Source organism: Streptomyces sp. NPDC028305 (assembly GCF_055569495.1).
Map to the genome: position 1 here is coordinate 859,599 of NZ_JBVHTN010000002.1, position 11,149 is coordinate 870,747.

Annotated in this window: 1 protein-coding gene; it reads left to right on the plus strand. The window is 74.2% G+C overall.

Annotated elements, in window-relative coordinates; all coding sequences use genetic code 11:
* The first annotated feature begins 225 nt into the window (after positions 1 to 225).
* Positions 226 to 11,127 carry a type I polyketide synthase gene (locus tag ACZ4WQ_RS10215; protein ID WP_468022140.1) on the plus strand — a complete coding sequence of 3,634 codons (10,902 nt, stop codon included), beginning with the start codon at positions 226 to 228 and terminating at the stop codon, positions 11,125 to 11,127.
* Positions 11,128 to 11,149: the final 22 nt, after the last annotated feature.

Below are 11,149 nucleotides of genomic sequence, written 5' to 3' on the forward strand. Positions count from 1 at the left end.
TGTGATCAGCGTCACTTTTGACTTGTGGTCCGAACAGGCAGCTATAGAGTGATTGCGGAGATCACGTTGACGCCGGAGTTCATCCCGACGGTTGTCTGAAGTTGCAACAGATGTTCGGAAGAATTTATTCGAACGGTTGTCAGGTCGTCGGCCGCTGGCCTTTAAGTGATCATCTCTAATATGCTGAGCATGGGAACCGAAGCGCGACGGGGGATGTAATTGTCCATGTCAGTGGATTCGTTACGGCATGCTCACGTCGACAGGGCGATCGCAGTAGTCGGGATATCCGCCCGCTTACCCGAAGCGAATTCACCGGCTGACTTCTGGCGCCTGCTCCACGACGGCGCCGACGCGGTGACCCCGGTGCCGCCCGGCCGGTGGGCCCGCCACCCCGACGAGGCGGCACAGGCTCCGGGACACGGCGCCTTCCTCGATCAAGTGGACTGCTTCGACGCCGACTTCTTCGGCATCTCGCCGCGCGAGGCGGCGGCCATGGACCCCCAGCAGCGACTCGCCCTCGAACTCGGCTGGGAGGCCCTCGAGGACGCGGGGCTCGCCCCGGACCGGGTCTCGGGGCGCAGGGCGGGTGTCTTCATCGGAGCCATCAGCGACGACTACGCCACGCTGACCCGGCGGCGGGACACCACGGCGGTCACCCATCACACGCTGCCCGGCCTGCACCGCAGCATGATCGCCAATCGGCTCTCCTATCTGCTCGGCATCCGCGGACCGAGCCTGGTCGTCGACTCCGGCCAGTCCTCCTCCCTCGTCGCCGTGCACATGGCCTGCCAGAGCCTGCGCAGCGGAGAGTGTGAACTCGCCCTCGCCGGCGGGGTCAACCTCAACCTCACCTTCGACGGCACCCTCAGCGTCTCCCGGTTCGGCGGACTCTCACCGGACGGCCGCTGCTTCACCTTCGACGCCCGCGCCAACGGCTATGTCCGGGGCGAGGGCGGTGGTTTCGTCCTCCTCAAGCCCCTCGCGCGGGCGCTCGCCGACGGCGATCGGATCCACGGTGTGCTGCGCGGCAGCGCGGTCAACAACGACGGAGGCGGCGACAGCCTCACCACCCCCAGCCAGACCGCCCAGGAGGACGTGCTGCGCCGGGCCTGCGCCGACGCCGGGATCGGCCCCGACGAGGTGCAGTACGTGGAACTGCACGGCACCGGCACCGCGGTCGGCGACCCCATCGAGGCGGCCGCCCTGGCGTCCGTGTTCGGCGCGTCGCGGCAGCCGCACTCCCCGCTGCTGGTCGGCTCGGCCAAGACCAACGTGGGACACCTGGAGGGCGCCGCCGGCATCACCGGCCTGATCAAGGTGCTGCTCGCCCTGAAGGCCGGCCGGCTCCCCGCCAGCCTCAACTTCGAGACGCCCAACCCCCGTATCCCGCTGGCCGAGTGGAACCTGCGGGTGCAGACCGGGCTGACCCCGTGGCCGCGGCCCGACGCACCGCTGCTGGCCGGCGTGTCCGCGTTCGGGATGGGCGGCACCAACGCGCATGTGGTGGTCGAGCGGGCGCCCGCCGTCGACGAGCCGGCCCCCGCGGACCCGGCGATCCCGGTCCTGGACCTCGGCCCCGTGCTGCCCTGGCCGGTGTCCGGCCGCAGCGCGCGCGGACTGCGTGGACAGGCGGCACGGCTCCGGGAGTTCGCCGCCGACCAGACTGCCGACGCAACCGCTGCCGCGACCGGCGCCGCAACCGCCGACCCGGCGGACATCGCATGGTCGCTGGCGTCGTCGCGGGCCGCGCTGGAACACCGCGCCGTGGTGCTGACCGGAAACCGCGAGGAGTTCCTCGGCGGGCTGGCCGCGATCGCCTCCGCCGACCCCGCGGAACACGTCGTAGAAGGCACCGCCACGGGCGAGGCCGCCGACGTGGTGTTCGTCTTCCCGGGACAGGGGTCGCAGTGGGTCGGCATGGCGACCGAACTCCTCGACTCCTCACCGGTGTTCGCCGACTCCGTCGAGAAGTGCGCGGCGGCGCTGGCGCCGCACATCCAATGGAACCTGCTGGACGTCCTGCGGAACACCTCGGGCGACAACCCGCTCGAGCGCGTGGACGTGGTACAGCCGGTGCTGTGGGCCGTGATGGTCTCGCTCGCCCAGGTGTGGCGCGCGGCGGGCATCTCCCCGACCGCGGTGGTCGGACACTCCCAGGGTGAGATCGCGGCCGCCTGTGTGTCCGGCGCCCTGTCGCTGGACGACGGCGCCCGGCTGGTGGCGCTGCGCAGCCGCGCCATCGCCGAGGAGCTGGCGGGCCTCGGCGGCATGGTCTCGATCGCGGCCCCCGTCGCATGGGTGCGGGAGCTGCTGGCGGACCGGGACGGCGTCTGGGTGGCGGTCGTCAACGGCCCCGCCGCCACGGTCGTCGCGGGCGGCCCCGAAGCCCTCGCCGAGACCGTCGCCGCCTGTGAGCGGGCCGGTGTGCGGACCCGGACCATCGCGGTGGACTACGCCTCGCACACGCCGCACGTCGAGCGGGTGCGCGAGCGGCTGCTGGAACTGGCCGCCCCCATCGCCCCGCGCACCGGCGAGGTGCCGCTGTACTCGACCGTCACCGGCGCGCCCGTCGACGGCGCGGAGCTGGACGCCGGGTACTGGTACCGGAATCTGCGGGAGCCGGTGCTCTTCCAGGACACCCTCGGTGCCCTGCTGGAGTCGGGGAAGACGGTGTTCCTCGAAGTCAGCCCGCATCCGGTGCTCACCACCGCGGTGGCCGAGGCCGGTCAGGCGGCCGGCGCCGACGTATTCGCCGGCGGGACGCTGCGCCGCGACCAGGGCGGCGCCAGGCGGTTCCTGACCTCCATAGCCGAGCTGTGGGCCCACGGCGCCGCTCCCGACTGGGCCCGGCTGTTCGCGGGCACCGGCGCCCGCCGTACCGACCTGCCCACCTACGCCTTCCAGCGCGACCGCCACTGGCTCGACGCCTCCGGAGCCGACGCGCCCGCCGTCGACACCCCCGCCGACACGCCGTCCGCCGCCGTCGCGGAGCCGGAGCCCCCGGCCACGGACGGGCCGGACGACGTGATGCGCGTGGTGCGGGGCAACACCGCCGCCGTGCTGGGGCAGCCGTCGTCGGCGGAGCTCGACGTACGACGGACGTTCAAGGACCTCGGGTTCGACTCCGTCATGCTCGGCGAACTCTGCGGCCGGGTGAACACCGCCCTCGGCGTACGGCTGACCACCGCCACCCTCTTCGACCACCCCACCCCGGCCGGGCTGGCCGGCCACCTCGAGACCGCGCGGACCGGCCACCGGCCCGCGGCGGCCGCCGCGCCGTCCGCCCGCGCCGCCACCCCGGCCGACCCCGACGAGCCCATCGCCATCATCGGGATGAGCTGCCGCTTCCCCGGCGGGGTGGCCTCCCCCGAGGATCTGTGGCGGCTGGTCGCCACCGACGGGGACGCGATCTCGGGGTTCCCCGAGGACCGCGGCTGGGATCTGGAGCGGCTGCGCCAGGCCGACGCCACCGGCGGCAGCTTCGCCGAGGGAGGCGGATTCCTCGACCGGGTCACCGACTTCGACGCGCGCTTCTTCGGGATATCGCCGCGCGAGGCGCTGGCGATGGACCCGCAGCAGCGGCTGCTGCTGGAGACCTCCTGGGAGCTGCTGGAGCGGGCGGGCATCGCCCCGGACACCCTGCGGGACAGCAGGACCGGTGTCTTCGTCGGCACCATGGACCAGGAGTACGGGCCGCGGCTGCACGACGCCCCCGAGGCCCTCGACGGCTATCTGCTCACCGGCAAGACCACCAGCATCGCCTCCGGCCGCATCGCCTATCTGCTCGGGCTGACCGGCCCCGCCATCACCGTCGACACGGCCTGCTCATCGTCGCTGGTGGCCCTGCATCTGGCGGTGCGGTCCCTGCGCCAGCGGGAGTCCTCGCTGGCGCTGGTCGGCGGGGTGACGGTGCTGTCCACCCCGGGCATCTTCACCGAGTTCAGCCGCCAGCAGGGCCTCGCGCGGGACGGCCGCTGCAAGGCGTTCGCGGCCGCGGCCGACGGCACCGGCTTCGCCGAGGGCGCCGGGATGCTGCTGGTCGAGCGGCTGTCGGACGCGCGGCGCAACGGACACCGGGTGCTGGCCGTGGTGCGCGGCTCGGCGGTCAACCAGGACGGCGCGTCCAACGGTCTGACGGCGCCCAGCGGGCTGTCCCAGCAGCGGGTCATCCGCGACGCCTGGGCCGACGCGGGCCTGGCCTCCTCCGACGTGGACGTGGTGGAGGCCCACGGCACCGGAACCGCGCTGGGCGACCCGATCGAGGCCCAGGCGCTGCTGGCCACCTACGGCCAGGAGCGCCCCGGCGACCATCCCCTGCTGCTGGGTTCGGTGAAGTCCAACATCGGTCACACCCAGGCGGCCGCGGGCATCGCCGGAGTCATCAAGACCGTGATGGCCATCCGGCACGGGTTGGTCCCCGCCACCTTGCACGTGGACGCGCCGACGTCACAGGTCGACTGGGCCACCGGCGCGGTCGCGCTGGTGACCCGGGGCATGCCCTGGCCCGAGCGCGACCGGGCCCGGCGCGCGGCCGTGTCGTCCTTCGGGATCAGCGGGACCAACGCGCATGTGATCATCGAGCAGGAGCCCCTCGCAGCCGAGCCCGCACCAGCCGGCGAGTCCGCGCCCGTGCCCGCGATGCGCGGCCGTGGCGCGCTGCCCTGGGTGGTGTCGGCCCGTACCGCCGGCGGCCTGCGGGCCCAGGCCGAGCGGCTGCACGCGTTCGCCGCCGCCGGTGACGCCACGCCCGAGGACCTGGGCCGGTCGCTCGCGACGACGCGCGGCGCGCTGGAACACCGCGCCGTGGTGGTCGCCGAGGACCGGGACGCCTTCCTGGCCGGTCTCGGCGCCCTCGCGGCCGGGGAGCCGGCCGCGGGCGTGGTGAGCGGGACCGCCCCGGCCCAGCCGGGCGGAGTGGTGTTCGTCTTCCCCGGCCAGGGCGGCCAGTGGGCCGGCATGGCCACCGAACTGCTGGCGTCCTCCCCGGCGTTCGCCGCCTCGATGGACGCGTGCGCCCAGGCGCTGGCGGCCGAGGTCGACTGGGATCTGTTCGCGGCCGTACGCGACGCGGACGCACTGCGGCGCGTGGAGATCGTGCAGCCGGTGCTGTGGGCCGTGATGGTGTCCCTGGCACAGATGTGGCAAGCGGCGGGCATATCCCCGGCCGCTGTGATCGGACACTCCCAGGGAGAGCTCGCGGCCGCCTGTGTGTCCGGCGCGCTGTCGCTCGCCGACGGGGCGCGGCTGGTGGTCCTCCGCAGCCGCCTGGCCGCGGCCGAACTGGCCGGCGGCGGCCGGATGCTGTCGATCGCCGCCTCGGCCGACCGCGTCACGGAGCTGCTCGCGGACCGCGCCGACGTCTGGATCTCGGTGGTCAACGGCCCGTCCGCCACGGTGGTCGGCGGCACGCCCGAGGCCGTCGCCGAGGTGATGGCCGAGGCCGAGAGCGCCGGGCTGCGGCCGAAGATGATCGCGGTCGACTACGCCTCGCACACCCCCCATGTCGAGCGCATCCGGGAGCCGTTGCTGGCCGGTGCCGCCTCGGTGGCGCCGCGGCCCGGAGCCGTCCCGATGTATTCGACCGTCACCGGCGCACCGGTCGAGGGCCGGGCGCTCGACGCCGAGTACTGGTACCGCAATCTGCGGGAGCCGGTGCGGTTCCAGGACACCGTGCGGGCCGTGCGCGACGCAGGACACACGGTCTTCGTCGAGGTCAGCCCGCACCCGGTGCTCACCGCGGTGCTCCAGACCGAAGGCGGCGGCGAGGCCGAGGGCCCCGATGTCCTCGCGGTCGGCACCCTGCGGCGCGACCAGGGCGGGATCGACCAGGTCCTCACCTCCCTGGCCGCGCTCTGGATCCGTGGCCCGGCCCCCGACTGGTCGCGGGTGTTCACCCCCGGCGGCGACCCTGTCGAGCTGCCCACCTACGCCTTCCAGCGCGACCGCTACTGGCTCGCCCCCACGTCCTCCGGCGCCGAGGCCCGCGTCGACCTGCCGTCCTCGCCCGTGCCCGAGGCGCTCGAGGGCTTCCCCCGGAGGGTGGCCGAGGCGACCTCCGCCGCGCACCGGACGCGCGTGGTGCTGGACGAGGTATGCGCCCACGCGGCCGCCGTGCTGGGCTGGTCCGCACCCGGCGACGTCGAGGTCGGGCGGGCGTTCCGCGAGGCGGGCTTCGACTCGCTGACGGCCGTGGAGCTGCGGAACCGGCTCGCGGCCGCGACCGGGGTGAACCTCTCGCCCACCGTCGTGTTCGACTACCCCACGCCGCTCGCGCTCGCCGAGCACCTGCGGGACCGGCTCCTCGGCGAGGACGGCACGGTGACGGCGGACGACGCCCCCGTGGCCGCCGACGACCCCATCGCGATCGTGTCGACCGGCTGCCGCTTCCCCGGCGATGTGCGCTCCCCGGAGGACCTGTGGCAGCTTCTGCTGTCCGACCGGGATGTGATCTCGGGCTTCCCGGTCGACCGCGGCTGGCCCCTGGAGGACCTGTCCCACCCGGACCCCGGCCGGCCCGGCACCAGCTCCGTCCAGCAGGGCGGTTTCCTTCACGACGCTGCCGAGTTCGACGCGGAGTTCTTCGGGATATCGCCGCGCGAGGCGCTGGCGATGGACCCGCAGCAGCGGCTGCTGCTGGAGACCTCCTGGGAGGCCCTGGAGCGGGCCGGTCTCGACCCGGCGGCGCTGCGTGGCAGCCGGACCGGCGTGTTCGTCGGCGCCGTCCCGCACGGCTACGGCAGCGGCTCCGTCGATCCGCAGGGCACCGAGGGCTATCTGTTCACCGGCGCCGCGGGCAGTGTGGCCTCGGGCCGCGTCGCGTACACCTTCGGCCTGGAGGGCCCGGCCATCACGGTGGACACCGCGTGCTCCTCGTCGCTGGTGGCCTTCCACCTGGCGGTGCAGTCGCTGCGGCAGGGCGAGTGCTCCCTGGCGCTGGTCGGCGGGGTGACGGTCATGTCGACTCCGACGGTCTTCACCGAGTTCAGCCACCAGCGCGCGCTCGCCGCCGACGGCCGGTGCAAGCCCTTCGCCGCCGGCGCGGACGGCACCGCGTGGGGCGAGGGCGTCGGGGTGGTGCTCCTGGAGCGGCTGTCGGACGCGGTGCGCAACGGCCACCAGGTGCTGGCCGTGGTGCGGGGCAGCGCGGTCAACCAGGATGGCGCGTCCAACGGGCTCACCGCACCGAACGGGCCCTCGCAGCAGCGGGTGGTCCGCCAGGCCCTGGCCAACGCCCGGCTGTCGGCCGCGGATGTGGACGTGGTCGAGGCCCATGGCACGGGTACGTCGCTGGGCGACCCGATCGAGGCGCAGGCGCTGCTGGCCACCTACGGCCAGGACCGGCCCGCCGACCGCCCGCTGCTGCTCGGCTCGCTCAAGTCCAACATCGGCCACACCTCCGCGGCCGCCGGCGTGGCCGGGGTCATCAAGATGGTGATGGCGCTGCGCCACGGGATCGTGCCCGCGACGCTGCACGTGGACGCGGTGTCCCCGCATGTGGACTGGGAGTCCGGTGCGGTCGAGCTGGTGACGGAGAATCTGGCCTGGCCCGAACTCGACCGGGTGCGGCGGGCTGCCGTCTCCTCGTTCGGGGTGAGCGGCACCAACGCGCATGTGATCCTCGAACAGGCCCCGGCCGCCGCAGACCTCTCCGCCGACGAGCGGCCGGCGCACACGGGGGCGCTGCCCTGGGTGGTGTCGAGCCGCTCGGCGGACGGTCTGCGCCGCCAGGCGGCCCGGCTGCGGGAGTTCGCCGCCGCCTCGGAGGCCGACACCGCCGACATCGGCTGGTCGCTGGCGTCGACCCGGGCGGGGCTCGAGCACCGCGCGGTGGTCGTGGCGGACGACCGGGAGGGCTTTCTGCGGGCGCTCGACGCCCTCGGGGCCGGGGAGCCCGCCGCCCATGTGGTGAGCGGCGAGGTGTCCGGCGGGTCCCGGGGCGCGGTGTTCGTCTTCCCCGGGCAGGGGTCGCAGTGGGTCGGCATGGCGACCGAACTCCTCGAAGCGTCCACGGCGTTCGCCGACTCCATCGAGCGGTGTGCGGGGGCGTTGGCGCCGCATATCGAGTGGGATCTGTTGGAGGTGTTGCGCGAGGAGGGTCCGCTGGAGCGGGTGGATGTGGTGCAGCCGGTGTTGTGGGCGGTGATGGTGTCGCTGGCTCAGGTGTGGCGTTCGGTGGGTGTGGAGCCGTCGGCGGTGATCGGCCATTCGCAGGGTGAGATCGCGGCGGCGTGTGTGTCGGGGGCGTTGTCGTTGGAGGACGGTGCGCGGCTGGTGGCGCTGCGCAGCCGCGCCATCGCCGAGGACCTGGCCGGCCTCGGTGGAATGGTGTCCGTGGCCGCTTCCGTCGAGCGCGTCGAGGAGCTCCTCGAAGGACGCGACGGAGTGTGGGTGGCCACGGTGAACGGCCCGGACAGCGTCGTCGTCGCGGGCGATCTGGCCTCCCTCGACGAGACGGTGGCGGCGGCTGAGGCGGTGGGGGTGCGGGCGCGTCGGGTGGCGGTGGATTACGCGTCGCATACGCCGCATGTGGAGCGGATCCGGGGGCGGTTGCTGGAGTTGGCGGCGCCGATTGTGCCGCGTGTGGGTGATGTGCCGATGTATTCGACGGTGACCGGGGCGCCGGTGACGGGTGTGGAGCTGGACGCGGAGTACTGGTATCGCAATCTGCGGGAGCGGGTGGCGTTCCATGACACCGTGCGGGTTCTGCTCGACCAGGGTGACCGGGTGTTCCTGGAGGTCAGCCCGCACCCCGTGCTGGCGGGCGCCATCCAGGAGGCCGGCCGCGTCCGGTCGGTGGACACCGCGGTGACCGGCACCCTCAGGCGCGGCGAAGGAGGCTCCCGGCGGTTCCTGGCCTCGCTCGCCGAGCTGTGGGTACGGGGCACGGGCCCCGACTGGGCCCGGGTGTTCGCGGGCACCGGAGGCCGCCGCGTCGACCTGCCCACGTACGCGTTCCAGCCCAAGCGCTACTGGCTCGACTCCGCCGCCTCGCGCCCCTCGGCGGCCGCCGACGAGAACGCCGCTTTCTGGGAGGTCGTGGAGCGCGAGGACCTGGAAGGACTCGCGCGAACCCTGCGGCTGGACGACGCGGGCCCCGAGCTGACGGCCGTGCTGCCCGCCCTGACGGCGTGGCACCGGCGCCACAAGGCGGCCTCCGCGATGGAGTCCTGGCGGTACCGGGCCGACTGGAAGCCGCTGACCGGCCACGCGTCGGCCACCCTCTCCGGCACCTGGCTGGTGGCCGGCACCCGCGAGCAGCTCGACGGCGAGCTGTACGAGGCGGTCGCCGGGGCCCTGCGCGAACACGGAGCGGCCGTCCAACCGCTGGCGGCCCCCGAGGACGGGCAGCGGTGGGCCGATGTGCTCGCCGCGCACACCGAGGCGGCCGGAGTGCTGTCCCTGCTCGCCGACGACGAGTCGCCCCTCGACGGCACGCCCGCCGTGCCGGCCGGCTTCGGCCGGACGCTGCTGCTCATCCAGGGGCTGGAGAAGTCGGGCGCGGCCGCCCCGCTGTGGTGCCTCACCCGGGGCGCGGTGTCCGTCGGCGGCCAGGACCCGCTCACCGGACCGGCCCAGGCGCTGGTCTGGGGGCTGGGCCGGGTCGTGGCGCAGGAGCTGCCCGCACGCTGGGGCGGCCTGGTGGATCTGCCCCTCGCCCCGGACGCCAAGGACCTCGGCCGGCTGTGCGCGGTGCTGGCCGACCGGAGTGGCGAGGACCAGGTCGCGGTCCGTCCGTTCGGAACGTTCGGCCGCCGGATCGTCCGGGCGCCGCTCGGCGACGCGGCGGGCGACGGCTGGACCCCGGGCGAGGGAACGGTGCTCATCACCGGCGGCACAGGGGCCCTCGGCGGGCAGGTCGCCCGCAGGCTGGCCGCCCAGGGCGCCCGGCACCTGCTGCTCGTCAGCCGCCAGGGGCAGGCCGCCCCCGGCGCGGCCGACCTGGTGGCCGAGCTGGCCGCCGCGGGCGCCGAGGTGACGGTGGCCGCCTGTGACATCGCGGACACCGGCGCGCTGCGCGACCTGCTGGCCTCGATCCCCGACGCGTACCCGCTGACCGCGGTGTTCCACACCGCCGCCGTACTGGACGACGGGGCCGTGACCGCCCTGACGCTCGACCAGGTCGACAGCGTGCTGCGGGTCAAGGCCGACGCGGCCTGGCGGCTGCACGAGCTGACCGCGCGACTGGGCTCGGACCTGTCCGCGTTCGTGCTGTTCTCCTCGCTGGCGGGCACCGTCGGCATGGCGGGCCAGGGCAACTACGCCCCCGGCAACGCCTACCTGGACGCGCTGGCCGCCTACCGGCGCTCGCGCGGGCTGGTGGCCACCTCGGTGGCCTGGGGATCCTGGGCGCAGGGCGGCATGGCCGAACGGGACGCGGTGACCGATGTCCGGGTCCGGCACGGCGTACCGCTGCTGCCCCCGGAGTCCGCCGTCCTGGCGCTGGAGGCCGCGCTCGCCCACGGCGACACGGCCGTCGTCATCGCCGACATCGACTGGGACCGGTTCGCCCACGCCTACACCGCGACACGCCCCAGCCGTCTGCTCGACGAGCTGCCCGAGACCCGGCAGGCCCTGGGCACGGGCGAGGCCACCGGCACGGACACCACCCACGCGCTGCACGACCGGCTCGCCGGCCTCGGCGCGCAGGAGCGCGAGCGGCAGCTGTTCGACGCTGTACGAACCCAGGCGGCGGCCGTGCTCGGCCACGACTCCGCCGATGCGGTGGACCCCCGGCGGCAGTTCCTCGAACTGGGCCTGGACTCGGTCACCGCGGTGGAGCTGCGCAACCGGCTGGGCCTCGCGACCGGTCTGCGGCTGCCCGCCACCGTGGTCTTCGACCGTCCGACCGTGGCCGACCTCGCCCGCTATCTCGACGCCGAGATGTTCGGCGGGTCCCAGGAGCCCGAGAACGCCGGCGCCGCGGAACTCGACCGGCTCGAGGTCCTGCTGAAGGAGCTGCCGGACGGGGATCCGGCGAGAGCGGCCATCGCCGGGCGGCTGCGGCATCTGCTGTGGTCGTCCACCGGCGACGGGCCGGCCGAGGACACCGTGGACTCCGCGGAGCTCGAGGACGCGTCGAATGACGAGATCTTCGACTTCATCGAGAAGGAATTCGGGATCTCCTGACCCGTCGCGCGCCATCGGCAAC

Excerpts from the sequence above, each read along its gene's own strand:
- ACZ4WQ_RS10215 (WP_468022140.1), top strand. The coding sequence starts at position 226 with ATGTCAGTGGATTCGTTACGGCATGCTCACGTCGACAGGGCGATCGCA.